The organism is Sorangium sp. So ce426, assembly GCF_051475585.1.
In the GTDB taxonomy this organism is placed as follows: Bacteria; Myxococcota_A; Polyangia; order Polyangiales; family Polyangiaceae; genus Sorangium; species Sorangium cellulosum_B.
The window spans coordinates 3,331,589-3,357,704 of record NZ_CP150341.1 but is presented as its reverse complement, the minus strand read 5'-3'; the positions used below and the strand labels follow the sequence as shown (position 1 = coordinate 3,357,704).

Here is a 26,116-nt window from a genome sequence, read left to right as displayed (position 1 = left end):
GCGGGGCGCCTTCGGGTCGCATCGCTTCGGCGCTGCTTGTCCGCGCCTCGCGTCGGCCGCCGTCCGCCCACTTCCTCCGCGGACGGCTGGGCGGCGCTCTTGCGGCGTCGCACGTCGGCGGCCTCCGCCGCTCCCGAGCGCTCCTGCTGCCCGGCGGCGCGACGCGGGCGCCCCTTCGCGCGGGCGGGGACGTCCTCGCGGCCTTGCCACGCGACATGCGGCGCGGACAGCTTCAGCACCGCCGTCGTCAGGCTCGGGACTTCGACGCCTGCGTCCCCGCTCCGTCGCTCCGTCATCGCACCGCGACTCTACGTACGGGGCCGCCTTCCACAAGCACGCTTCGGAACGCGCTCGGCGGAGCGGCTACACAACAATAACTTTTCTCGGGCCGAGAATATCAATGGCCGCTTCAACCTCCCATTGAAGGCTGTGCGACCATGCGTGCCCCTCGATGACAGCACAAGACGCAAACCGCAGCAACGTACGAACCGAACCTTGCCAGTCACTGTCGCTTCTCGTGCGCAGGACGTAGCTTCCAGCCGTTGCAGTGAGGTTTCGCGCATCGCCGTATCGTTCGCGCTCCGTCCGTGGCGGCGGCTGAAATGCCATAAATCCGGCAATCGACACCAACGTGAGATAGGTCACGTGCAACAGCGAAAATGGATTCTCAGTGGCCTTCCGATCATCGTCAAATACACGAAAATACAGAACGTCCGGGTAAACCAGATCGCGCTCCGCCTGCCGAAATAGAACGTGATGTCTCAGCGCGCCGGCAGCGCACGCGGAGAATAGCACAATGGGGAGAGCAAGTGATTCGACACTCGTCGACCTTAGGGCTAGATACCCGCCGACAGACAGCAAGAGTAGGAGGCGAGAACCAGCTCTGTGCGCGGGACTGGGGACTCGTGCGACCCATCGGACCTGAGCCGCATCCATCCATGACTCTGCCTTCAGGAGCTCTGGCAAGACGACCCGACTGGACACGGCAGGCATGGCCCTTGCACCACACCGCGGCGCGGCACCCGCACGCCCGGCGTCGTCGGTCTCATGAGAGCTCATCAGTTCGCCAATACCCCCGGTTGTTGGAATTCAGTTCTATGTCAGGCTCCAAGACTTACGTCAGATCTTCGTCACCTAACCAAACTTCCCCGCCTCGCGCGCGAATATCGCGAATAGCGCGGAATGCAACCTGAGGGATGTCCGGGTCGGGATGCTTCAGAAGCGGCAAAAGCACTGCAGCAGACCGCAGTGTCCCGACACGACCTAGAATGCTGATGACCCAACAACGAGCATCTCTACCTGGGAGACTGGATCCGTCGAGCAATCCAAGCAACCATTCTTCCAGCTCCGGGATCGCCAATTCACTGATAGAGTGAAGGTCTAATAAGACATCCCACGAATCGGTTACCTGCTCAATTCGCTGCATGAGGATCGTGCGCGCCCCAACTGTACCGATCCGGCCCAGTGCCTCAACATACTGGCGCTCCATGAATCCATGCATGCTCTCGCGCGGCGATGCGCTTGCCCGCCAAGTCATCTCAAGCCATTCGAGTGCCTCGGGGGAAGGCAGCCGATGACAGCCCGAGATCAGATCACTCTCGGTATACGGCTCGCGCTCTCCGGCAAGAATTCTGTCGCGTAGAGCCCGTGCCTCGTCTATCTCACCGACCTCACCCAGGGCTAACGCGATGCTCGCCAGCAAACGTGTATCTTTCACGTTGGGCACAAAGGCCCTCACCAGCGGCACAAGCTCCACAATATTCTGTTGCCCCATGGCCCGGACAATCGAGTAGAAGGCGAAACGGTAGAGAACTCGCGGGCGATAGGTTTCACGAACAATAATCGACAATCGACCCTGAGCAGTCAACGCGCGAACGACGGCGTGCTGAATCCGATCGGGGTGCCCCTCTCCATCGGCGTGCGTCGATCGAAGCTTTCGCAGCTCGCGATCAATCACCTGTTCGACATCACGAAATGCGAATCGCCCCAATGCCGAGAGAGCCTCCGCGCGAATCAGGTCATTGGGGTGCTCTGCAAGTCGGAGGAACACGTCGAGCGGAACGCTCGCCTGCGAGTTGGCGAGCGCGTAGGCAAAGCTCCGCCTGACCGACATCGGCAGATTGCTATCCTCAACGTGGTCCGCGAATGACGAGGCGACACCTGCATCATCGATCGACGCCGCAAGGTCAATGTAAACTTGTTGGTTTGAGAAATCAGGCCCCGCAAGCGGGCGTTGAAGCCGCCGAACGGCACTGGCCGCTACGAGGCCACTCCCAAGCTCCTTGAGCACATGCTTGAGATCGTCGAGCTTGTGGTATTCAATATCGTCACTCTCGAACCAGGCAATCAACTCATCAATCACGTCCCGATCCAGCCCACGTCGCGCCAGCGTCGCGAGCTTTCGCGAAATCGGAGCACTGATCCAACCCTCAGGACGTGCTTTCCAGGTCGACACAAGTGTCTTCTGCGCCTCTCGATCGCCAAGCTCACCGAGCGCATCGAAAACGACTTCATAGGTTCCACGAAAGGAATCATGATCAAATTCATTCCATTCCAAACGGTCGTAGACTAACCCGCGTGCTCCAGGAACCTGCCGGCGCACAATTTCCACAAGCGCCCACATCCTCACGCCTAAGCTCGGTGCGTTTAGAAGATTGGCGACGAAACCATCGACGTCCACACCTCGGACGAGCGACACCGCGTCCATGACATTCCGACGAATATCTGCGTACTTGGACGAAAAGAGCGGTGTTGCGCGCTCAAGGATCAGCGATGTTGGCGCGTTTCCGTGCCCATCCATCTCAGCGAGAGCTTCGAGCGCAATCAGTGCGTTAGCGCCGGCCGCCTCTAGGGCAAGTGCGCTAGAACGCTTCGACGCAGCAATTGCCGCAGGAAGGATGGCCACCCACTTCGCTTGGGAGATTACGCTCGCGAGCATCAACGAACCGTCGTCGAACTGTACGCTGGCGGCACGAGCTGCGAAGTACTCGAGAAAAGCACGATGCCAGAAGACGAGCCCACCAGATTCGCGGGCCACGAATCCCGTCGACACGAGCGCGGCCTCGAGTTGGCCAACAGATATACCAGAATCGATATCACGCGCCGCTTCGAGCTCTACGAGGCACGCAGACAGGATTCGGCGCACCGCGTCCGACGGCAAGTTATAGGCATCGCCCAACAGGAACGATTCCAATGCGAGCCTTGAGAGCACGAGATCTATTTTTGACCACGGAATGCATGCCTGAAACCGTTTCGGCTTCTCCTCTTCCGCGGCACGAACTTCTTCGACAATGGCACGGAGAATCCTCATTCTGGTCGGTGGGACCTCCCGTCCATGAGCCACCAGAGCGACAAGTAGCGTCAGAACCAATGTGTTCGACGCAACCCGCTCAAGCCGATACTTCTTTATGCTATAGTGAAACTCCGAGGCGCGCTCCGGAATCTGAGCGTCAACAAATCGGCTAACATGCTCCGCATCCAGATCCATAATCGAATATCGACGCATTGCCCCGAGTCGAGGCACTCTAAATGGTCTGGTGGTCATAACGATTCGCGTGCGACCGAAGGATTCGATGAGCGCGCGCAGCTCACGCTCAATTACTGCAATGTCAGACTCAAAAATCTCGTCGAAGGCATCGAGCATGAGCGTGAGCCGACCTTGCGAGAGCAGCTCGTGGAGCCGCTCGTGAGATGACCGAACCCCCGCTTTGGCTATAGCTCTGAGTATCAAATTCTCGACACCCATTCCAGACGTATAATGGGCGAGCTTGATTACGAGAGGAACGGAGTTAGTGTCAGCGTCAAGGCAGCGCTCAGCCTGATCGTGACAAATCTGCATTAATACTTGTGACTTGCCTATTCCAGAATCCCCAATGATAAGCACCGGGCGAAAATCGTCAGACCGAGTAATGTCACGGTACAAGATTGCTGGAGACCGATTGTTGTCAAATTCTCGGAAGGAGTGTAATAGCTGCGCCGGAACCGTTGCTCGCGCACCTTTCAGCGCCGCTTGGAGTGTTCCGTGGAGCATCAACCCAGGTCCGGCGCCGACGACATTGCGAAGGTACGGCCGGAAGTCCGAAATATCTACCGCGTTCCGTCGCCTGACATCGTCGACATACGACGCGAGCGCGGGGGCGATGCTCGCAAGCGTCGTGAGACGCGTGCATTCCGACTGCTTCTCAACAGAATCGCGCCCAAGTAGGTGCACAAGTGTGGCCAGCTTAAGATCGAGATCCTCTATACTGTCCGCTCTTAAGAGTTCCGTGTTCGCATGATACACGGCCAAGTGAGATCCATTGGTAATAAGAAGAACGTTTGTTGTGGTCAGAGCATTGGCGTATGCGCGAAGTTGATCGAGATGATTTGTGAGTTCCTCGTCGGGCGCTTTTGCATCGCAGGCGCCGACGAATGTCGCGCCGCCATCCAGCGACAGACAAAAGTCTGGGCGCGCGTGCAACGCACGAGTGGATGTCGACTGCCTGCGATTCAACGGAACGTCAAGCGCGGGAAGAGTATTTTCTGGCAATATTTCCGCGGCGTGGTATCCGAGAACCTCAGTCAACAGGGGGTAGAGAAAGCGGTGAACGACGTCGGCCTCGTTCTTCCAGGAGACATCACGAAACCGATCGAAGAGCTTACCCATTGATCCTCAAGCCTCTGTGTTCGACCCGGTCAAAACAAGTGCCCTTCCGCTGCGCACCGCTCTGGAGTTCTTGCCCGGAGGCCCCGCCCGCCGAACGCGGAGGCAATCGCTCGCGACGGCGGAGGCGGCACGCGGCCTCGTGTCGTGTGCCACAGCGCCCGTCTTCGTGTTTACCGCGGACAAACTGCATCCCGACGCAGCCTGTGCTCGCGTTCCCGGAGATAGGCAGCGACGTCCTCGACCTATCAGCACATATCCGGAGATAAGTCGCCGGTACATAAACACCTATGCCCGTCGCCAGGTCGCCGACGCCTCGGCTGCTCGCAGCACAAGTTCCGTACCGATAGTGCCGCGCCCTATGCGACCGAAATCCGTTCGAGGGATGCTCCAGGCGCGGCAACTTGATCGCTTTCACTCCGATGATGGTATCCGAACAATCTGGCTCGCTGGTTACGGAAAGTCTGACCGGGTGATCGACCAGGCAGGTGATGGCGGCCCTGGACCCCGCCGCTTGCCACCGCCAGGCGCCAGAGCGCCCGGCGTCGTCGGTCGCATGAGGGCCCATCGAGTTTTTGAAGGCGCGTGCGCTCGGCCAGCCCGCCGAGCCGCAGCGGGAGCGCGCGCTGGAGGATGCGGTCATGGCCGTTCTCGATCGCGGCCAGCTCGCCCTCCTCACCCTTCGGGCCCACGGGCCGCTGCTCCTGCGTGAACCGCTGATACAGCCGCGGTCACACCTCATGCCCCTCTTGCGCATCGCGAGGAGGTAGCGTAGCCGACGGCCAACCCGGCATGTCAAGCCTTCGCTGCTGAGCGATCGGGCAACGCGTTCGCTGCAGCGTTGCGCCGAGTTGGTGGAGGCAGTGACGTCGAGCCGCGGGGCCGCGCCGCTGACCCCCTCGCTCCACTCGGCGCGCCTCGCCCATCGTCGTCAACGTGACCGCGAGGGGCACCGGGGGCGGGGTGGACCTTCCTGCTCGTGAGCGTCGCGGCCCCTACGTCGGAGCCTACCAGCGAACCCGGGTGGCCCCATGGCCCTCCAAAAAAGACGGACGTCGCCGGTCGCTTCGCGCCCGGCTCCGGGGACCTCGAAACGCTTCCCGGTCTCGGGCTTGGTCGAGACCGATCACGTCGTCTCCCCCTGGCCCCATGACCCTGCAACGGGGTGGCCCCATGACCCTGCGACGTGGCACCTGACTAGGATCGGCGAGCGGGCGCGATAGGCACGCACGGGAGAGGTGCGCGGCGAAAGTCCAACGCGACGCCGCTTCATCTGCTCGACCGGCGCGCTTCCCGCCGGGCAGCGCCTCACCGCAGACGAGCCTGCTGATCGCCCGGACGTGGGCTTGGCACCGCGGGCGTCCCGCGCTCCGCCGCCTCCCACGCGGCTCGCAGACTGCTTGCAAGTTTTCCTCCCCCCTCCATCGGCGGTCCCATTCGCTTCAGCGCCTCCAGGCGCGCAGCCTCCAGCCTCGACCGGCGCGGCGCCGTCGCCCGGCGCTTCTCCACGAGCTCACCGAGCACCTGCGCCGCGCGCTCCCACTGCTCCGCCGCCCCCGGCGCGTGCGCGATCCTTCGCACGGCGTTCCAGGGCGCTTCAAGCTCATCACACAGGTTGCCGATCTCAGGGTGCAGCCGTGCGATCGCGCGCAGGTGGCACCGGGTCTGCTTGTTCATCTGGAAACACTCTTCCAGGATGTGGCTCGGCGCGCGGACAACTCCGCACGCGAGCTCGTACCAGCGCCGCGAGCTCATGCGTCTACAAAAGCACCGAACCACAAACCTGCCAGAGCGAAGCCTTCATTTTCCGTTCAACTTTAAAGAGCGTTAAAGCACAGTACAAGAGTCGGCTCCTGGCGAGGGCGACGGCATTAAAGTCTGATGTAGCGTGCGACCAAGAGGACGCCGGTTCTCACATGGCACCGTGACCTGACTGGCGTTCGCTGGGGCCCGATCACGTGACCTCGGTGTGCTGAGTGCCCCCCCCCCCGGGCGGTCCCACGGCCCGGCCGTCGAGCGGGGCCAGCTCGCCCGGCGCCGCGGTCGCGAGCCGCGCTGGCATCCACCTGGGCGAGCTCCGCCTTGCGCCTGCGCCAGCCTCCCGCCTGGACGAGCTCCGCGGCCCCGTGCGCCGAGTTCGCGCCCCGCGTCAGGCCGCCCCGCGGTCGTGCCCGTCGCGCGCCGCCCTGTGGCACGCGTACGCAACAAAACGGAGGTGGGCGGCTCGCCGGAGCCCCTCAGCCGACCCCGCGCAAAATTACCAAATCGACCCCTTCGCGACCCCCCCAAATTGGCCCCTCGGGCGCTCCCTCGAAGCGGTCTAACTGCGCGACACCAGAGCGGTTTCCAGACCTGACCAGATCCCGGTAACTCGCGACGAGATACCGGATCGTCAGAATTACCATTTCGGGCCTCCTCACGGGCTCTCGTTCAGGCTCCGTCCCGAACCCGAAACGCACAGCAACCGAGGTTTGTATATGGCAGGAGCAGCTACCTTCGCGCTCTGGCGGCCCCCGACGCGCGGTCGTCGGGCCGCGCTGGCGGGCGACGCTGCTGCACGGGCGGCATCGTGCGCAGCCCCAAGCGTTCGGCCGTCAGCGTGCGGTGACCGCGACCTGCCCCACGGCGCGCTCCGACGAGCCGCCCGCGCGCGGCACGGCCACGCATGGGCGACGTCGTGTAGCTCCAGCCGCGCGGTCGCCAACACTCCGACAACGCCGTCGAGCGCCGTCCTGCCCACGGCGCCACGCCGAGCCGGGAGGCGGACAACGCTGGCGCACGGACGGCGACATCGCCACGCCAGCGGGCCGGCGTCGCGGCGGTCGGCGCGCGCCTCCGTGACGCCGCCCACGCTTCCCCGCGCCCGTGACGGGCGTGAGGCCAAGCGCCAGCGGCGGCCCTTCACGTCAGACCGGGCAGACCGGACGATGGCGCGCGCGATCGGCCAGCTTGGCGCCTCCGACTGTCTCCCGAGAAAATGTCTCCCAGGGCGCCTCGCGCGCGGACGTCCACGCGCGCCGATCCGGGCCGCGCATGGCGACGCTGAACGCGGGCGCCACGTTGGGGCCCTGCACCCGTCGATCGCGTACGAGACCATGGGGCTGCCGGCCGACGTCGCAGGCTCGCCGAGCTCCCTCGCGTCCGCTCGGCTTCAACTGCGCACGGTGAACACCATCTCTTGTGGGAATGGAAGCCAGCGCGACCCCTGGCATGTGCGCGTAGAACCCACATGCCGATTCGCCGCGCTCGGCTCGCGCATCGTGATCAGAGGCGCACGCCTGGAGCGGCACGACGTCGTCCGGGCGCCAGCGTCGCCCGCGAGCGCGGCCCGATGGCGGCACCGCGGGCCTTTTGCGTCGACACCACGACGACGCGGGTTCGTCGGCAGCTAGATCGGGACCTCATCATCTCTCAAAAGCCCATCAATCTTGCTTAGCAGTTCTCGCTTGACCCGCTGCCGGTTCAGTTCGTCTTCGTAACCGGCCTTGACAGATGATACCTTGGCGACGCCCTTCAGCATCATCAGAGCGTCGATCATTCGCTCCGCCTCGTCGTCATCCAGGTCGCGCCGGAAGTGAACAACCAGGCCCTTGACGCTCATTGCAGTCCCACTCCCCGCGAAGAGATCTCGCCGGCTTCCCGAAGCATAAGGATATTACGCAACTCACCGATGGCCCGTGCGCGTCGCCTGTAAAGCGTCGAGAGGGGCAGCCCTGCATCTTGGGCGATCTGGGCCATCGAAACTCCGCCCAAATCGTGTGCCACGAGAACGAGTCGCAGCACCGGATCGAGCTCATTCACTGCATCCATGGTGCTGGCCCTGACGTTGTCGGACTCCATCACAGCAGCAGCATCTGGCGCTGGATCAGGCACCTCGATCGAACTGACCAATTCCTCCCTGCGCTTTCGCGCACGCTCGTGGTAGTGAGAGGCAACGTGTACGGTGATCGCGTTCAACCAGCGCTCCGGCCTGCCGCGTCTCGGATCGAACCTGGGCCAGCTCTCGCAGGCGTTGAGCCAGACCTGGCCTGCGACGTCGCCACGCTGGCACTGAGGGACCCCCATCCTCTCCAACCAGAGCAACACCGCACGAACCAGCATCGGGCAAAACAAGCGCGCGTACGCCGCAGCGCGCTCTCCTTCATCCGGACAATCCATGACTTTACCCCCCTTGCGAAATCGCCCCCTATGATGAATGCGAGGCACGGCTGCGCTCACCCGTGGCTCCCTACTCCCGGAAGTGTCGTGTTCAGCGGAGAGCGCTCAACGTCCTCCCAATCGGCAATGTTCGCGGAACCCGGCCCGCCTTCGTCACGCTGTAGCGGGAAGCTCGTCAGCGTGGCAGCGCGCCGGGCGGGCTCATTCCCCGTGGCGGCGCGGACAGGGAGCGGCGACCTGAGGCGCGGCTGCGGCGGCGGCGGGAGCTTCGCGCGCGGGCTCATGGCCGCGAGCTCGGGCGACGGCACCACAGGCGGAGGAACGTCGAGCGCGCGGGGAGGTAGCGTCGGCGGCGTCGAGCTCTGCGCCGGCGACGACGCAGGACGCGGCGCGCTCTCGCGCTTGGTGACGGGCTCGCCGACCTGGATCACCACGGTCTCCTCGGCGTCCGTCCGGTCGTCGTGGTGCAGCTGCCAGAGGCGCTCCCAGTACCGCGCCGGCGTGCCGGTGAAGGCCTCCAGCTGCCGGGCAAGTCCGGGCGTCATAGGAAGGTCGCTCTTCAGCAACCGCTCCACCTCCCTCGGCTCCAACCCCGTGCTCTCGGCCAGCTTCCTTCTCCACGAAGGCATCGTCGCGCAGAACGACTCGAGGACCCTTCCTGGCCAGGGGACGGGGCGCGCGCGGGCATCTGTCAGCTTCGCGAGCGCCGCGTCGACGTGACAGTCCAGAAGGCGCCGGCATCGGTCCCGCTCCCCCACTGCCTGCTCCTTCGCATCGATGAGGGCTGCCTCCTCGTCGTCATGCGCGTGCTCGCGCGCCTCGCGAAGGCCGCGCTCGCGTCCCAGCGCTTCGCGCGCGGTGACCGCGAAGCCGATCGCGACACAGGCAATCATCGCGAGCCCGAGCGGCGAGACGAGCCACATCGCACCCAGCATGTCCTCCATAGCAATCCTCCTCCTGGACGTAAGCATTCCTACGCAAGACAGATCTCGGCCCTGTGCTGTCTGGTCTGAAGACACCCTCAGCGTCACCGTCAGCTCGCCGTCGATCGACGGCCGCCGATTCAGCGAATGTGCCTGAACAGCGCTTCGCGCTCCGCTGCGAGCCGACCGCGCGGAAACTCCCGCGCATGGGCTTCGAGCAGCAGGCGCGCCTCGTGATCGCCCTCGCCGTCGTTCTCCTCAATGGCCCTTCGGGCCTGGCTGATCAGGCGCATCTCGCGTGCGGTGACCGCTGGCCACACGGGGCGCCCCGGGGACGAGATACGAGGTGCTGTCGCCACAGAGGGCGCGGGCGTGCTGCTCGCCACAGCCTCAGCGCGCGCGCCGCCTGTCACCGCCGGCGACGCGCTCTCGGGCGCGGCGGGCGCGGCAGCGGAAGGCGCGCTGTCACGTGAGCCTTGCGCCGTGACGTCGTCTGGTGCGGGCGCGCGTCCCGGTGCGCTGGATGCCGCCGGGTGCAGCCACGATTCCGCGCTGGGAAGCGGCGGCACCGCCGAGAGGAGCGCGCCGCTCAACACGACGAACGCACCCTGCACGACGATCCTCACGCCCAGCCGGCGCAGCCAGGCCGTCCACGACGCACGGCGGTCCAGCCCGAGCACCAGCGGGACGCAGGCGCTCTCGTCCCTACCGTGCGCGGGTTGCTGGGCCGTCCACCGCTTGAAGGCCGCAACGAGTCGATCCCAAGCCCGGCGGTGCTGCGCCCTCACCGTATCCAACGGGACGTTCAGCTCGGCGGCGATCGTGGAGAGCGGTGTCCCCTCCAGCTCGTGCTTGACCAAGAGATCCCGGTCCTTGGGGCCGACCCGATCGAGCAAGTCCCGGGCCAGCTCTTCCTGCTGCCGCAAGCGCAGCAGTTCCTCCGGCGTGGGGCATTCGTCTCGGGGATCGCGCTCCTCGAACGACGTCAGCACCTCTCCGCGGCGGCGCTCGTTCCGTCTGTGCTTCCGTGCCTCGTTGAGGGCGATCGTGACGAAGTACCGCGCCGGATCGCCGCTCAGCTCGACCCGCCTCGCCACTTCCAATCCCCGCAGCAGCGCGTTCTGCGCGACGTCCTCGGCGTCGCGCGCCGGCACGCCGTGAAGCCTGGCCAGGCGTCGGAAGCGGTTGAAGCTGAGGAGATGGGTCGCTGGCTTGCCCACGGTAGGTAGCATCCCTGAGCCGCTCGAAACGGTGCAGGAAAGTGCAAGGAGCGGCAACTTTGGTAGCACCAGGTAGCACTGATACATGCGTTCAGGCGATCGAGTCTTCGCTACGCTGCCGCGAACAGGCGATCGCATTGCCGCACCCGAACGCAATTTGCCACTGCCAGGGTCACTTTGCATCGATTCGCTCCCGTTGACGCCGCGCGGCTGGCGCGAGTACCGTCTAACTATGCGATGTTCCGCACGCGCTCTGCTCTTCTCTGCGCTCCTCGCCGCAACCGGCGCTGCGAGCTCGGCCAGCGCAGAGGACGCCTATCCGGAGCCAGGACCACGTGACGGCGCAACGGTGAAGGACCATGTTCGCCGCGGTCGCAGGGCGCGCAACGCCGGGCAGTGGACCGAGGCATACGCCTCCTACAAGGCCGCCTTCGAGGCAGCAGACCCGGCGTCCAGCACGGAGCGAGAGCGCGCGGAGCTCGCCGGCGAGCTTGGCCTCTGCGAGCTCGCGCTGCGCAAGTACCGCGATGCCGCCGAGCACCTGGCCTTTAGCCTCGAGCAGCGCACGGCGCTGCCGCTCGCGCTTCAGCTGCGATTCGAGAAAGGAGAGCGCGAGGCAACATCGCACGTCGCGACACTCGTGCTCTCGGTCGATCCGCCGGATGCCGAGGTGCTCGTCGACGGCAAGTGGGTAGGCCGGGTCGCGCGGACGTACAAGCTGTTCTTGGAGCCCGGCCAGCGCATCGTGCGGGCCAGCGCCCCGGGCCGCCTGGATGGGTTCCATGAGTTCGGGGCTGTGGCCGCAACGGCGTACAACGTCAGAATGCCGCTGGCGCGTATGGCGGTGAGCCAAGCTCCGGAGAGCGCGCCGGGTTCACCGAAGGAAACGCCGAAGACCAGGAGCTCGTCGCCTGCCGTGCGGGGCCGGCCGCCCAGCCCTTGGACATCCTGGCCAGGCGCCCTGCGCATCACCGGTATCGGGTTGACCTTGGCGACAGGCTCGCTCGGTGCGGTCTTCATGGTTCGTGCGAGGGCCGCCGACGGAGACCTGGACGAGCGGAACGCGAAGCTCGACGCCGTGGGCGTCTCTCAAGGGGTATGTCGGGAAACGCCGAAACCCTCCGCGTGCGCCGAGCTGACGAGTCTCCAACGAGAGCGAGATCTCTTCGCCGGGCTCGGCACGGCGATGGTGGTGACGAGCGGTGTGGTGGGCGCTGCGACTCTGGCTTCGTTCTTCACGGACTTCTCTTTACTGCAGGCTGAACCGACCAAAGCCCGGGTCGCGCTGGTGCCGACGGTCGCGCCGACACAGGCCGGCCTCGTTGCGTACGGCGCGTGGTGATCAGGGGGCCAAGACATGTCTCTTCTCGAACCGCGACGAATGCGGCTGCTGTTGGTTGTAGGCACCGTCTCCACGGTCGGCGCGGGCGGCCTCTCCGGGTGCGCTTACGACGAAAGCTGCTACGACCGACGCCTCTGCCTCACACCGCCGACGTCTCTCTGCGACGGCGACCCCACCACGGCGCCGGCGCTCGACGAATGCGGGGTGTTCGTCAGCGAGGAGGGCGACGACAACAGCGCCGGCACGAAGGACGCGCCGGTGAGGACGTTGCAACGCGCGGTCGCCCTCGCCGCGCACGTTCGACGCAACGGCCAGGCGCCGACCCGGCGCGTGTACGCGTGCGGCGGGTTGTTCGAGGAGGCCATCTCGCTCCCCCAGGGTGTCGATATCTGGGGCGGCCGTCTGTGTGCCGGCGGCGACTGGTCCTATGGAGGGCCGCTCGACGAGCAGAACGTGTTGACCGTCATCGCGCCGCCCGTGGGGATCCCGGTGCGGGTCATCGCGGGGGACGACGATGCGGTCATCGCGGAGGAGGATGCGACGTCGGTGATCTTCGGCGTGCGTGTCGAGGCGGCCGACGCCTCCGCGGATGGCAAGTCGTCGATCGCGATGATCCTGGAGCATGGGGCCAGGGCGATCGTGCAGTCGAGCGTGATCCTCGCAGGCGACGGCAAGGATGGGGAGCCGGGCGAGGACGCGCCGAGTTTCCGCGCGAAGGCCGGCGTGGTGGGGAACGACGGCGCGGACACCTGCACCGCGGACGAGCCGATGGGCGCCCTTCCGGTCGTGACCGTGTGCGGCGATGGGATCGAGTCGACGGGCGGGTACGGCGGAGACGGCGGGATGGAGAACGGCGGGGATGGTGCTTCAGGGCTGCCGGAGCCGGCCGGCAGTCCGGACAACCGCGGCCTGGCTGGGAGCGGCGCATCCAGCATGCCGTGCACAAATGGGGGCCGCGGAGCACACGGCGCCGATGCGGAGCACGCTGCCGGAGCGGTTGGCGTTGGCCGCCTGGGCCTTGACGGATGGATCGGCGTCCGCGGGGGGGACGGTAAGCGGGGCGGCGTCGGCCAGGGCGGTGGCGGGGGTGGCGGCAGCAGATCGCGCGGCCTCACGTTCGCGTGTCCGACAGGCCGACCTCAGGGTGGCGCCGCCGGAGGATCAGGGGGCAGCGGCGGCTGCGGTGGAAAGGGAGGCGATGGGGGCGACTACGGCGGCGCGAGCATCGGGATCGTGGCATTGCAGGGGAGCGCCCTCACGGTCGAGGCCAGCGAGGTCCTCGGAGGCAAGGGCGGCAATGGTGGCGTCGGCGGAACGGGCCAACCTGGCGGTGGCGGGTCAATGGGCGGTTACGGTGGCAGGCGCCCTGCGGGTTTAGGTGACATGTTGCCCGCGTGTAACGGTGGAACCGGAGGCAACGGCGGTCGCGGGGGCGACGGCGGCGGCGGACTCGGCGGTGCGTCCTTCGGAATCGCCTCCATGAGCGCCTCCGTGAACCTTCTAGAGGATGCGACCGTCTTGCCCGGACAACCTGGTCAGGGTGGCCGCCCTGAAAATGCTGCCACCGACGACGCGCCAGGCCAGGGGCGAGCGGGGCCTGTGCTGTTCTGGTACAGGTTCGATGCGCCGGATCCCGAACCGCCTCAATGAGCCGCCCGCTTCTGGCGGCACGCCTCAGGAGACGCACATGAGAAAGATGACCGCCGCTACCCTGTTCCTTCTGGTGTCACCGTGGGCGACCGGCTGCGGAACTGTGCCCGATGTGAATGACGCTGGCGCGCCTTGCGAGGGCACCTCGTGCGATGGCGAGCCGCCCCCGGAGTCGGTCTGCATCGAGCACATCGCCGCCGGTATCCTCGACAGCGGTTGCGGCGTATTCGTCGCCGGAAACTTCGGTGGCGGCGACGACAGGCACCCCGGCACGAAGGACAAGCCCGTCTACACCATCCAGCATGCCATCGAGCTCGCGCGTGCTGGACGAGGGCGAGTGTTCCTCTGCAACGAGATCTTCGAGGAGGATCCGATCTCGCTGCCTTCTGGCGTGGACATCCTCGGCGGCTTCAACTGTCGGACATGGGTGCACGACTCCCAGCGCCCGCGGTCCATGCTCAATTACAGGGAGTTCGACGGTACCCCGCTGACGATCGAGCCCGCGGGCCAGGAGGACCAGGGGGCAGCGGACGGCGTCTCGACGCTCGCCGATCTCGACTTCCGAGTGGCCAGCGCGACTGGCATGATCGTTCGGTCCAACACGGTGGTGGAGATCCTTCGGAGCGAGATCCGCGTGAACAGCGGAAGGGCGGGCAGCGATGGCGAGAAGTGGCCCCTGTACAGCCCACCCGTCGGACCGGACGGCATGTTCGCTGCGGAGGCGTGCTCGGCGGCCATCGTCGCCGGCGGGGCTGCGGCCGTGAACCGGTGCGAGAGCGGGCTCACGAGCATCGGCGGCAAGGGAGGGGACGGGCTGCCCGACCGCGCCGACGATGGCGACGACGGTGAGCCCGCCTCGGAGCGACAACCGTCGCCCTCGGGCATCGGTGGTACCGCGGAGCAGGAGAATGTCCGCTGCTACGACGGATCCGACGGGGGCCCCGGGGCGCCGGGAACACAGGGCGCGCCTGGCGAGGGCATCGGGCGCCTCACCGAGACAGGATGGGAGGGCGACACGGGGGCCGAGGGGAGTTGGGGCACGCCGGGCCAAGGCGGCGGCGGCGGCGGCGGTCGACGGGGCGGGCTCACCATGTGCGGCGTGGCCGCCAAAGGAGGCGCGGGAGGAGGCTCGGGCGGGGCCGGCGGCTGTGGTGGTCGAGGGGGCCGCGGGGGAGCGAATGCTCATTCGGCGATCGGCGTCGTCGCGCTTCACGCCCGCTTGACCGTGCGCGACAGCATGATCACGACGGGTTACGGCGGCACGGGCGGCGACGGCGGGCCGCCCCAGGAGGGCGGCGAAGGAGGCAGAGGCGCACCGGGCGCCGACCTGCTGGACGTCTTTCAGGCCTGCATGGGCGGACGTGGCGGCCAGGGAGGGCCTGGCGGCTACGGCGGCCCCGGGCGCGGCGGCGACTCGATCGGCGTCGCCTACCTCGACGAGGATCAGCTCACGCTCGAGGGCGTCACCTTTGAGATCGGACCGCCGGGCACGGGCGGAACCAGCTGGAACCACGATGGCACGACGACGACGGGGCCGAGCGGCGAGAGGCACGAGACGCTTCGCTTTCCTGAGTAGCCGCAGTCACGTCAGGGAAGCACGGCGAGGCTTTCAACGCATCCCCCCCACTTTGTAGGCAAGCTGCTGGCCAACGTGTGCCTCGACGTCCATGGAGCCGCGCCGCCCCGGAGGGGGGGCGCCGCCGAGCTCGCCTCGAGCTTCTCGCCGTTCACGCAGACGGCGGACGCCCCGGGGAAGGGCTACCCCGGATCCACCCAAGTCTAGACGTCTGAGAAGAGGCACACGTAAATCGTCGCCTCGCCCATCAACGCCCAGTCCATCGCCAGGTCCGGCACAACCTCATTACCAAGCTCCGGAGGGAATAGCCAGCCTGTTCATTTCGACTTCACCTCGAATCTCCAAATTGGTCCAGTGGTCAACATCACGACCAGACTTCCCGGGAGAACGCGACTACTGCCGCCAGCCCAGTCCACATGGACGCTGGTGGACACGCCCAAGGGCCCGGCGAAGTACCAGTCGGACTGGGCGCGGCCGCCTGGGGCAACCCCCACCACGCGGTCACAGATCACGGCACCACACACCGGCATCGAGTAGATCGCCAGGGACGGCCCGAGGCTGGCGGTGGTTGTCTTCGTGGCATACCCAAGAGTGACCGCCGTTCGATCGTAGACCCCGATACCTGCCCCTGGAACGATGCTGAGCATGTTGTGGACTTCGAGCCGGAGGTCCCCCTCGCTGCGCCAGAGCCATCCGGCGAAGGGGCTCACGGCAAGCCTGGGTTCGGTCCCGATCTGGATCCCGCCCACGCTCACGCCGCCGTTGAACTCGAGTGCCTGGGCCGGTGCCGGAACCACGACGAGCGCACCGACGTAGAACAAGCCGATCTTGCCGAGTAAGCGCATGGACATGGTGGAAGCCCTGGCCGAGCCGCGACAGGCGATATGAGAGCGCGCACGATCTTTCTGGGCATGACGTGGGCGTCAAAGAGAAATTCGGCGAGCAGATCCCCATGCTCTGGGGTCGACGCGTCCCGGACGGCCGCACCGCCGCGGCGAAGGGCTACGTAGCGCTCGCGCCCGCGCTCCTCGTCGCCAGCCGTCGTCGGCGTCCGCTTCGACCGCCGCGCCCTGCCGCGGGGGGGCTGCACCGAACTCGCGCTCGAGCTGCTCGTCGCTGGCGCCGCGCCCGAACTCGACCAGGTGGACGGAGATCGCGCCGCGCTCGCTGGCGTCCGTCCGCCTCGACCTCCGCGCCCCACCAAGGGGGCTGCGCCGCGCTCACGCTCGAGAACTCCCGCCGCGGGCGTCACAACGCGCCGAGCAGGCTCAGGGCTCAAGGCCGCGCCGACGTGCGCCTCGACCTCCGATGGTCCGCGCCCAGCTCGGCCGCGACGATGAGCAACCCGCTGCGCTCAGCTCGAGCTCGGCTTCGGACCGGGGCGAGGTTGACAAGCCGTAGCCGCAGGGACGCAATCCATGCCCTGAATCACAGTTGACGCCGCCCCTCCGCACACGCATCTGGAAAAACTTGGAGGATGAGCATGCGCCACAGGCTGAAATTGAAGGCGATCCCTGTTCTTGTTCCTCTCGGTCTCATGGTGTGGGCGTGCAACTACGACATGGGCGAGTGCTATCTTAGGGGGACGGAAGGCACAGGGGCCGGAGACCCATACCCACCGGGGTCAGCAGCTACGGGGGACGGGTTCCGAAACGGTGACGACGTTGGGGGAGAATCGTCTGAACTGTTGGCAGGATGCTCACGAGTTTCCAGATGCACCGACATGTACGATGCTTGCGAGGACAAGGGGTGGCCTTGCACGCGTCTGATCGACCCGAAAAAGTCACTTTGCGCCGTTTGTCGTGACTTCTGCCAACGGGATGAGCCTTACCCAACCGCAGAGTGCCACAAGTGTGGATTTTACTAAACATGACGACCTCTAACACTCTTCGTGGGGCCACGCATGTAGCCTTCGACACGCGGACAACAGATCGGCTGCTGGAGATCGGCGCAACCAACGTCGTGCGCGCAGCCGATCGCCTTACCATCGGGCCGAGTCGCCTGGATGCCATGGAGCATGCCCGGACGCGTGAGGCGTGGTGTTCTTCGCCTGAAGAGTCTTCTAACAAAGACCCTTATGGCAAAGAATGGGACCGGCTCTATTCATCGGATGTCCACTGGGATCTTCCCGTTGTATTGTGGGCATCATCGAGTCTCCACGAACGGGTAAACCTCTGGAGGGCCTGTAGTTGGTTGCGCCACCTGGGGTTCGCGTACCGTGACGTCCTCATCCTCGATTTTGATCCAGTACACACAAAGATTCCCGGGAAACCGATGCCACCGTTCGACTGCTCCGCGTCAGTGTCCGATCATCCTGACGAGGTTCTTCTCGAGCGCCTCAGCAAAGCTCGCCCCTGGCCGCGCGAACGCTACAATCGTGCCGTCCGACTCTGGGATTTATACGCCGATGCGAATCCCTTACCTTTCGCCCAAAGCTGCGCCCGTGGCGTCAAAGGTTTTCCAGAGCTCGCCCCATTGTGGGCGCTGCTGTCTTCATTCCTTCCAATACTGACCACCCAAAGAGCCTTACGCCTCAGTCGATTCGACGAGCTCATACTGAATCTTCTGTCGGCGGAGTGGCAAACTCCTGTTGCCGTAGCCGTCCACAAATCGCAATTGGGGATGGATCTGTGGCAGCTTCTTTCCTGCACAGGCGACATGTTCCTGGTAGACCGTCTGGAGCAGTGGGCAGACCACGACTCGAGCGCGGCTGTGGAGCGCGCGCCTGGCCCGAAGCCGGGCCTTCCAATGAAGTCGTTCGTCTATCGGCTCACCGAACGTGGTATGAAGCTCCGAGAAGGCCTCGAACGCCTCGCGGACGCACCTAGTTTGCCCATGGCTGGGATCGAGGCGTACTCGACTTCAGCCCCCTGGGTGTTGCTCGAACATGGTGGGCTGGCTCGGTTGTGAGGACTAGGATCGACGTATCTGCACATCCGTTGACAGCGGAACGCACCTCCCTCGAGGTGTTCGTCAACCGATTGGTTGGCGAACGGCTCTCGCCGTAAATTCGCAGCGCCGCGACTATTCCGCTTGACTATGGTGGCCGCACCGTGCTGCCCGGCATGCGCTTCGACCTCTACGACCGCAGCGGCGGAGAGGAGCCGAGCTCGCGCCCGCGCGCCTCGTCGCTGGCGCCTCTCCTGTACTCGGCCAGATGGGCGACGGCGCCACGCTCGCCCTTTGCCAGCGTCGCTCCTGCACTCGGCCAGGTGGAGAGCCACTGCACAGAGCTGGCCGACGTTCACCTCGACATCTGCGACGGCCCTGAGCGTGCCCAAGTGGACGACCGCGGCCCTCCGAGTTCGTGCCCGGGGATCTCGACGTCGGCTAGGCGTGGCGCGGCCCCCCGACCGACGCCCGCGCCGCGGCGAGGGACCACGCCGATCGGCTCCGGCGCCATGTACTCAACGGCGGCCGCGCCGAGTTCCTCCTCGTTGAGCTGCTGGATGGTGAACGACCGTGTTATCGCGCAGCCCCGAACGCGTGCCCCAGGCGCAGCGATCCGAAGCCGCGCCCTTGACGACCCGCGACCGCCGGGACCGTACGGGCGCGCCCCGATGGCCCGCGCGCAGCCTCCACGGCGTCCGCCCGCTAGCCGCCGCCCATGCCGGGCACAGCCGATAACTGCTCGAAACCACTCAGCATTGTTTTTGCGTGTGGAAATTGTTTCCCCCTTGCAGAAGACGTCGCCGAACACGCTCGCCGCGCGCAGCACCTTGCGCGCCTCGCCGTCCAGCGCCCCGAGCCGCGCCTGGACCATCGCCAGCACCGTCTCTGGCAGCGCGTCGTCCATCCCCTCGGCCACGGCGCGGATCAGCTCCTCGAGGTAGAACGCGTGGCCATCCGCGTGCGCCACGAGGCGCGCCACGGTCTCCGCGTCCACGTCGTCGCCGAGCGCGTGGCGGACCAGGCGCTCGCAGGCCTTCCGCGGCAGCCGCGTCAGGTGGATCACGTTGAGCGCGCGCCCGCTCCAGAGCGCCGGGAACATCTCGTGGACCTCGGGGCGCGCGAGCCCGAGCACGAAGAACGGCAGCTCGCCGAGCGAGCCGAGCGCCGCGTCGACGAAGCGCACGGTCGGCAGATCGCCCCAGTGCAGGTCCTCGAGCACGAGCACGACGGGGCGCGCCGACGTCTCGGCGGCGAGGAAGTCCTCCCAGGCGCGGCGCATCTGCCGCCCCATCGTCTCCGCGTCCCCCCGGGCCGCGGAGAGCAGCGCGCTCTCCTCGCCCTCGAGCTCGACGCCGGCGATCTCCCCGAGGAACACGGCCACGCGCTCGCGATCGGGGCCGGGGACGTGCCGCGCCACGCGCCCGAGGAGCTTCTGCTTGCGGACCGCGGTGGCCTCGCCGTCCTGGATGCGGCACGCGCAGCGGATCGCCTGCCCGAGCAGGCCGAACGCGGAGCCCACGCGCAGCGGATCGCCGCACGCGGTCCAGATCTCGACGTGCTCGTCGTGCGCGCGGACCGCGCGCGTGAACTCGTGGGCGATCCTGGATTTGCCGATGCCGGGGGGCGCCGTCACGAGGACGGCGCGGGCGATCGGCGCCTCGGCGCACTCGGTGAAGAGCGTCGTCAGCGTGAGCAGCTCGCGCTCCCGCCCGACGAACGCGCACGCCTTGCCGAGCAGCGTCCCGGCGCTCCCCGCGACGTCGCGCTCGCCGTGCAGCTCCCTCCGCTCGCCCTCGCCGGACACCTCGAACCGCGCGCCGAGCAGCCGCGCCGTCACGTCGTCGATCGCGATGGACGGCCCGCCCGGGGCGGGCTGCCGCGCGTGGGCCCGCCTCGCCTCGCACGCGTCGAGCAGCCGCGCGGCCCTGTCGATCGCCTCCCCCACCGGCCGCTGCCTCGCCAGCTGCGCCCGGCCCGTCGAGAGCGCCATCGGCCGGGTCGGGGCCACCTTCCGGAGCGCCAGCGCGCAGCGCGCCGCCCGCGACGCCTGGTCGGTCGCGTCCCTGCCCGCGACGATGGCGACCACGGCGGAGCCGTCGGCGAGCGCTTCCATGTGCCCTCCGTGCGCCTCCACGACCGTCCGCAGCTGCGCCCCCACGGTCACATCGAGCGTCTGATCGAGCGGCGCGGTGTCGGCCGTGGCCGGCGTGGCCTCCCTCCCCACGACCAGCACGGAGAGCAGCCGCCGCTCGCTCGAGGTGAGCGCCTCGGGGCGCTCGAACTCGGCCCCGCGCGCCGAGGCCCCGGCGGCCCGCAGGGTGCTCAGGATCACGGCGGCGGTCGCGCCGTCGGCGATGCGCTCCTCCGGGTCCTTCGCGAGCATCAGGTGGACGACCGCGTCGAGCTGGGCGGGGACCTCGGGGCGGAGCGAGCGTATCGAGGGGACCTCGCCGAACAGGATCTTCGCGAGGATCGCGGGGAGGTTCTCGCCGACGAACACGGGGGCGCCCACGAGGCACTCGAAGAGCACGCAGCCGAGGGCGAACACGTCGGCGCGCGGCGTGAGCGGGCTGTGCCCGACGCGCGCCTGCTCCGGGGCCATGTACGCCGGCGTCCCGAGGGTGACCCCCGTCAGCGTCATCGGCGTCGCGTCGAGCCGCCGCGCGATCCCGAAGTCCAGGATCTTCACCTGCTCAATCTGCCCGCCCACGAGGAACAGGTTGCTCGGCTTGAGATCGCGGTGGACGATCTCGCGGGCGTGCGCCTCCGCCAGCGCCTCGGCGGCCTTCACGCCGAGCGTCAGCGTCTCTTCGACGGTCAGGCGGCCGCGCAGGAGGCGCCGCGAGAGGTCCTCTCCTTCGAGCCATTCCATGGCGAGATAGGACCTCCCCGAGGAAGTCCTCCCGTGGGCCACGTGCCGCACGATCCCAGGGTGCGAGAGCTCCGACAGGAACCTTGCCTCCCGGTCGAACCGCGCCTCGTGCGCGCCCGCCCCGAGCACCACCTTGAGAGCGACTGTGGCGCCGGTCTCCCGATCGAGCGCCCGGTAAACCTCCCCCATGCCGCCGGAGCCGGCGAGCGCGAACAGCTCGAACCGCTCCCCGACGACGTCACCGACGCGCATGGGTCGAGTATCGCCCGGCGGCGAATCCCCTGTCCAGCGCGGGCGGGGCCCGGGTAGACACGGCACATCGTTGAAGAGCTCGCAAGAGCTCGCAAGAGCTCGCAACATCTCGCGATGTCCCGCACATGTTGCGCGCTCGACAAGCACCGTGGGAGACGACATGCACGTTCGAGACGTGCTCAGCCCCAGACGAGACCAGCGCGGGCGGCGCGCAGCGGGTGGGGCGGTCCACGGCGCTGCGCGCGCGCTCAGCGCGACGCGCCGAGCGTCACTCCCATCCTCCGCGACGCCCCGTATCCGAGGTCGCGTTGCGCGACGAACGCGGCGTCGCTTCCGCCGCGTCATTCCGTCTCGTGCGGAGCGATGGGACTCCTGTCGACGCGAGGTCATCGAGCGCGGACGCCAGCGACTGGTGGCTGGACAGATCGCCGAGGTGGATATCGAGGGCGACGAGGCGCATCGCGAGCTCGGGCCGCACGCCGACGAGGTGGACGCGGGCGCCGAGCAGGGAGGCAGCGCGCTGCGTCTGCCCGAGCGCGTGGGCCACCTGGGCGTCGATGCTCGGGACGCCCGTGATATCGAGCAACACGCAGCGCGCCCCGTGTCGGCCCACCCCATCGACCACCCGCTCGAGCATCTGCCGGGCGCGATCTCCATCGAGCTCGCCGACGAGCGGGACGAGCAGCACGCCGGGCAGGAGCGGGATGAGCGGGCAGCCGAGCTCGCGCACCGCGGCCGAGAGGGCGCGCTCGCGCTGATAGGCCTCCTGGAGGCTCGCGTGCTGCTCGGAGAGCGACTGCACGAGCGCGTCCCGCTCGAGGGCGGCGCCGAGGAGCGCCCCCCAGATGGAGATGGTGCCCTCGTCGCCGGCGACCTCGATCGAGCTCGGGCCGACGATCGCGAGGACCCCCCAGTCGTGGCGGAGCGTGCGGATCGGCAGGAGCGTCACCATGTACGGGCCGCCGGCGGTCGACGCTGGCAAGCGCTCGGCGGGCGGGAAATCCTCCCGCGCGCAGACGGCGCCGAGCGAGGGAGTCGGGCTGCCATCGCGGCTGTAGGCGCCGGCGATGACGAGGCGCGCGCGGGTCGCCGGGTCTTCCCAGAGCGCGAGGCAGCCCCAGACGGCGGCGGTCGAGTCGAGCCAGGAGAGCGAGCGCGAGTCTTCCTGGGTGCCGCCGAGCAGCGCGAGGCTCACCTCGTGATCGGACCGCGTGAGCGCCCCGAGATCGTCGACGAACTGCCGCTCGGTCTCGACGCGAGCCAGCATGAGCGAGAGGCGCAGCCGCTCCTGGAACTCCTCGGCTCGCTCCGCCGCGGACTCCGCTGCTTCCCTGTCCAGGCGCGCGCGGCGTCGCTTTCCGGACCGGCCGAGGAGGCGGGCGATCCCCATGAGGCTCTCCACGTCAGGCGTGAGGCGGACGGCCTGCTGACAGGCCTCGTCGATCGCGGCCGCGGGCGGGGGCGCGGCGCCCTCGAGCGCCGCGGTATATCCAGCGATCACGGCGGCGACGCCGGGCCAAACGGCCGTCGGGGGCGTCTCGGGCGGGAGCGGCAGGCGGAGGAGCAGCTCGACCATCTGCCGTTCGATGGCGTTGAGGTCGTCGTCGGGCGCCGCGCCCTTCCGGTGGAGCAAGCCGTGGAGCAAGCCATGGAGCGGGTCGCACCCGCACGTCCGCCGCCTGACGAACGTGGTCGGCGCGAGCACGGGCCCGGACGGCACGACCTGGCCTGCGAGCCGCGCCAGCACGAGCTCGTACGCGAGCGCCCCGAGGGCGTCGAAGCGCTGGCGCACGGTCGTCAGCGGCGGGGTCGACCACTGCGCGTCGGTGATGTCGTCGAAGCCGATGATCGCCAGATCGTCGGGGATGCGGTATCCGGCGGCCTGGAGGGCCGACATCATCCCGAGCGCGTTCTTGTCCGTGGCGACGACAGCGGCCGTGAGCTCTCCCCTGCGCGCGATGAGCGCCTCTGCGGCGCGCTGACCGCCGGAGTGCCAGTTGTTGTCGGCGTCGAAGACGAGGCCGGGATCGAAGGGGATCCCGCCCTCGACGAGCGTCTCCATGTAACCGTCGAAGCGCGCGCGGATGTCGTCCTGATCCATGCAACCGACGAACGCGATGCGCCGGTGTCCATGCTCGATCAGGTGGCGCACCGCGCTCCGGACGCCCTCGCGGTTGTCCGGCATGATGGTCGGACAGCCCGCCTCGGGGGCGCAGGAGCTGACCGTGACGAGCGGGACACGCGCCTGCGCGAGGAGCTCGATGCCATCCGTGGCGAGCACGACGATCCACCCGTCCACCTGATCCCGGGCGAGCGAGGGCGCCTGGACGTACGCTGGCGTGCCGCGTACCACCAGGACACGATGGCCGCGCTCCTGCGCCGCCTGATGGATCCCCCTGAGGACCGAGGTGAAATAAAAGCCGTCGAGGAAGGGCGTGAGGACGCCGATGGTGGTCGGGCGGGAGTGCATGGGCTGCGGGCTCGCGGGCATCGAAGAGGATGGGCCGGATGCTACTCGAACCGGGCGCCCGGCGGCGTGCGAGGTCGCGAGGAGCAGGAGCGCGCGTGTGGGCGGGCGAACGCGCCGGGAGATGGATCCAGCGCGGGGGACTTCCAGATGGTGCGCGGCACAGGATCCTTGTTGCTCACCGCGAGCAGCGCGCCTTCGGGCACTGGCCCAATCTGTTGGGCTGACGTGGCGTTCGCCGGGAGGAGCAAGGCTTGTTGAATACGGCGGGCAGGAGGCTTCGATCCCCCGAGAGCAGGCCGCTCGGCGCTCGCTCCATCGACCGGAAGGGCGAGGCCTGTCGACTACGCGATGGCGTCGGTCGGGCGCTTACGCCGCGCGACGCTCCATCGCCTGCACGCGCCGCTCCGCCTCCCACGAAAGAAGCTCGATCACGTTGCTCTTCGGCGGAGCGCTCGCGGCGACCGCGCCGAGCCCGGCGAGATACAGCGCGTCGAACGTCGGATCCTGCCCAGCGAGGAGGCTATCGAGGATGAGCTGCGTCGCATGGAGCTCCCGCCTCAGCTCCTCGGACCGGGCCTGAACCAGCCCGACGCTGGTCGCCTCTCGCGCTCGGAGCCACCGCGATCGCGCGCCGTCCGCCCTCGCCAGCTCGACCTCCGCGAGAGCATACATCAGGCACACCTCGGCCCCGGCCCTGTCGAGCGAGGATCTCGCCCGGCAGAGGTGCTCGTCGGCATCCGCTGCGGACAGCGCGCGCGCCGCAACGAGGAGACCCATGGCGGTGAACTGCCGGTTGTCGGGCTCGAGCCGGTGAGCCCTTGAAAGAGCGCTCCACGCCGTTTCAAGGTCACCCCGGGCCTCGGCGAGGCGGTACGCCGCCCACCAGAAGCCAGGAATCCCGGGGAACTTCGACAGGACGAGGTTCACCTCGCGAAGCGCGCGCGCTCGCTCGGCGGCCGACGTGGGCACGAGCGCGCCCGCGGTCCTGAGCTGCCGCAGCGTCGTGCAGCTCCCGATGAGCTTCGCGAAGCCACGACGGCTCCCCTCGTAACGCGGCGTGAGCCGTGACAGAAGCGCCTCTGCCGTTCCGCCGTCCACGTCGCGCTTCTCGCGCAGGATCCTCCCCCAGACCTCGCCAGCCCCCGGCGGATTTCGCCCCTCGACGAGGCAGAAGCACTCTTCGACGGAGGCAGCGAGGCGCGTCGCCGCGGGACAGGCCGGCAGGACCTCGACGGCCCGGCGCTCGAGGCGCGCGGCCTCGTGCAGCAGGACGCAGGCCTCGAAGGTCGCGTCAGGCCCCCCCTCCGCGAGGCGCGCCGTCGCCCGCAGCTTCAGCTTCCCGCTGCTCGCCAGGCTGAACTCGTACAACTCCGTTCCGCTCGTCACGGCTTGACCTGCTCCATCATGCTGACCCGGGGCGAGGCGCACCAGAGGGAAAGATGGACCTCGGCGATGTCGCGCCGGGCGCGCAGCTCCGAAGCCTTCCCGTCCTTCGCCCGCGCCTCGCGCCTCGACGCCGCGCCGCCCCGGACCGCCAAGAGCGCGCTGCGGCCCCCGGTGGCGCGCCCTGCCGCCTCGACGCCGCGGAGAGAGCCCGGCGTGACGTCGAACAGGATGTCCGGCGCAGAGCCCTTGCGCATGGTCTTGACCCGCCGGCCCGGCATCAGCGTGGAGATCGCCACGAACGTCAGCCCGTACGCTGCCAGCTCGGTCACGTGTTCCCGCTGCGCCGTCCGCCCGTCGCGCAGCCTCCGTGCGTGGGCTTCGACTCCAGGAACGAGGCGCTCCAGCAAGGGAAGATCCCAGGTCAGGTCGACATGCACGGTCCTCGACCTCCCGGGGACGACGTGGTCGACCACGAATCGGAACGGCTGGCTCCGCTTGCTCCTGGATCTGCCTGGAACCCACGCCAGAACCGGAGCGATCGTGTCGCTCACCCAGTCGTGCTCTTGATCGCTGAAGAGGTGCTCGAGCGCATAGCGAACCTCGATAACCTCTGTACCCCGCATGCGCATTGTCATCATGGAGCCCTCCTCGCCGGGTTCCGTTTCGCTCACCGCGCCGCAGCGATCCACTCTATCGCCACCTGCACGGCGCGGGCTCGCAGCCGTCGGTGCAC

16 protein-coding genes are annotated in these 26,116 nt (G+C 67.6%); 4 read left to right on the top strand and 12 right to left on the bottom strand.

The annotated features are described in order from the left end of the window. Positions 1–363: 363 nt before the first annotated feature. The 7 genes from WMF44_RS12850 to WMF44_RS12820 form a co-directional block, all read right to left on the bottom strand. Positions 364–795 carry a hypothetical protein gene (locus WMF44_RS12850; protein ID WP_437299419.1) on the bottom strand — a complete coding sequence of 144 codons (432 nt, stop codon included), beginning with the start codon at positions 793–795 and terminating at the stop codon, positions 364–366. A 319-nt stretch (positions 796–1,114) separates the two neighbouring features. After that, positions 1,115–4,645 carry an NACHT domain-containing protein gene (locus WMF44_RS12845; protein WP_437299418.1) on the bottom strand — a complete coding sequence of 1,177 codons (3,531 nt, stop codon included), beginning with the start codon at positions 4,643–4,645 and terminating at the stop codon, positions 1,115–1,117. 1,305 nt (positions 4,646–5,950) lie between these two features. Beyond that, positions 5,951–6,319: a hypothetical protein gene (locus tag WMF44_RS12840; protein WP_437299417.1), complete on the bottom strand. Its 369-nt coding sequence runs from the start codon at positions 6,317–6,319 to the stop codon at positions 5,951–5,953. Positions 6,320–8,030: 1,711 nt separating this feature from the next. Further along, complete coding sequence (locus WMF44_RS12835; RefSeq protein ID WP_437299416.1) at positions 8,031–8,243, bottom strand: hypothetical protein; 213 nt, start codon at positions 8,241–8,243, stop codon at positions 8,031–8,033. Continuing rightward, complete coding sequence (locus WMF44_RS12830; protein ID WP_437299415.1) at positions 8,240–8,800, bottom strand: RNA polymerase sigma factor; 561 nt, start codon at positions 8,798–8,800, stop codon at positions 8,240–8,242. The genes WMF44_RS12835 and WMF44_RS12830 overlap by 4 nt, the downstream gene beginning before the upstream one ends. A gap of 56 nt (positions 8,801–8,856) precedes the next feature. After that, on the bottom strand, positions 8,857–9,744 hold the full coding sequence (locus tag WMF44_RS12825; RefSeq protein WP_437299414.1) for a helix-turn-helix transcriptional regulator: 888 nt from the start codon (positions 9,742–9,744) through the stop codon (positions 8,857–8,859). Positions 9,745–9,863: 119 nt separating this feature from the next. After that, entirely contained in the window at positions 9,864–10,943 is a 1,080-nt protein-coding gene (locus tag WMF44_RS12820; RefSeq protein ID WP_437299413.1) for an RNA polymerase sigma factor, read from the bottom strand. Positions 10,944–11,292: 349 nt separating this feature from the next. On the opposite strand from WMF44_RS12820, the gene WMF44_RS12815 reads away from it, so the two are divergent. The 3 genes from WMF44_RS12815 to WMF44_RS12805 are packed head-to-tail and all read left to right on the top strand — an operon-like array spanning position 11,293 to position 15,511. Continuing rightward, positions 11,293–12,285, top strand: a complete 993-nt coding sequence (locus WMF44_RS12815; RefSeq protein ID WP_437299412.1) for a PEGA domain-containing protein — start codon at positions 11,293–11,295, stop codon at positions 12,283–12,285. 15 nt (positions 12,286–12,300) lie between these two features. Beyond that, a complete protein-coding gene (locus WMF44_RS12810) occupies positions 12,301–13,935 on the top strand; it encodes a hypothetical protein (protein ID WP_437299411.1) in 1,635 nt (544 codons plus the stop codon). Positions 13,936–13,972: 37 nt separating this feature from the next. Beyond that, a complete protein-coding gene (locus tag WMF44_RS12805; protein ID WP_437299410.1) occupies positions 13,973–15,511 on the top strand; it encodes a hypothetical protein in 1,539 nt (512 codons plus the stop codon). Positions 15,512–15,828: 317 nt separating this feature from the next. Here WMF44_RS12805 and WMF44_RS12800 read toward each other — a convergent pair whose 3' ends face one another. Continuing rightward, positions 15,829–16,362, bottom strand: a complete 534-nt coding sequence (locus WMF44_RS12800) for a hypothetical protein (protein WP_437299409.1) — start codon at positions 16,360–16,362, stop codon at positions 15,829–15,831. Positions 16,363–17,380: 1,018 nt separating this feature from the next. Here WMF44_RS12800 and WMF44_RS12795 point away from each other — a divergent pair. Next, positions 17,381–18,421, top strand: coding sequence for a DUF1835 domain-containing protein (locus WMF44_RS12795; RefSeq protein WP_437299408.1), 1,041 nt, complete (start codon positions 17,381–17,383; stop codon positions 18,419–18,421). Between the two features lie 334 nt (positions 18,422–18,755). On the opposite strand, the gene WMF44_RS12790 is transcribed toward WMF44_RS12795, so the two are convergent. From WMF44_RS12790 to WMF44_RS12775, 4 genes are all read right to left on the bottom strand, one after another. Beyond that, complete coding sequence (locus tag WMF44_RS12790; protein WP_437299407.1) at positions 18,756–21,527, bottom strand: protein kinase domain-containing protein; 2,772 nt, start codon at positions 21,525–21,527, stop codon at positions 18,756–18,758. A 268-nt stretch (positions 21,528–21,795) separates the two neighbouring features. Further along, a complete protein-coding gene (locus tag WMF44_RS12785; RefSeq protein WP_437299406.1) occupies positions 21,796–24,018 on the bottom strand; it encodes a substrate-binding domain-containing protein in 2,223 nt (740 codons plus the stop codon). A 345-nt stretch (positions 24,019–24,363) separates the two neighbouring features. After that, positions 24,364–25,383: a hypothetical protein gene (locus WMF44_RS12780; protein WP_437299405.1), complete on the bottom strand. Its 1,020-nt coding sequence runs from the start codon at positions 25,381–25,383 to the stop codon at positions 24,364–24,366. Next, positions 25,380–26,021: a hypothetical protein gene (locus tag WMF44_RS12775; RefSeq protein ID WP_437299404.1), complete on the bottom strand. Its 642-nt coding sequence runs from the start codon at positions 26,019–26,021 to the stop codon at positions 25,380–25,382. The genes WMF44_RS12780 and WMF44_RS12775 overlap by 4 nt, the downstream gene beginning before the upstream one ends. Positions 26,022–26,116: the final 95 nt, after the last annotated feature.